Origin of the sequence: Ammonifex thiophilus, from assembly GCF_003368535.1 — a bacterium.
Lineage (GTDB): Bacteria > Bacillota > Desulfotomaculia > Desulfotomaculales > Ammonificaceae > Ammonifex > Ammonifex thiophilus.
This window is the reverse complement of the sequence record NZ_QSLN01000071.1, coordinates 1-361: the sequence shown is the minus strand read 5'-3', so window position 1 is coordinate 361 and position 361 is coordinate 1. Positions and strand designations below refer to the sequence as shown.

The 361-nt window shown below is 56.2% G+C and carries 1 protein-coding gene; it reads right to left on the bottom strand.

Annotated features, from left to right (window positions below):
- The coding region (locus DXX99_RS11110) for a UPF0236 family transposase-like protein (protein ID WP_205664718.1) at nt 1-361 on the bottom strand (361 nt) is incomplete at both ends.

The window sequence follows — 361 nt, the reverse complement described above, 5'->3', positions numbered from 1 at the left end:
TCCCAACCGCTTCATCCGCCGCGCCACGTTGTGCTGTACCTGCCCCTCTATGGCCCCCAGATGCTCCGCAACAGAAGAGGTAACTATCCCCGACCAGTTCTCCTTGAGATACTGCCAGAGCTTCTCTATTCTCCTCCTCTTAGCCCCGCGAACTCTCCTTGCTGCTCCTCCCAAAATCTCTTCTACCTTCTCCCAGTCCCCCAGATAAATGGCCTGCCTGATCCCACTATAGGTCTCCTCATCGTGCCAAAAAGCCTCTATAAGCCGCCGGTTCAAATGGTAAGGGTCCAAAACGTGTACCGCCCCAGGGAAGTAATCTACCCCCTGCTTGGCCCACTCCGCCCCGTCACTCCCAAGGTAT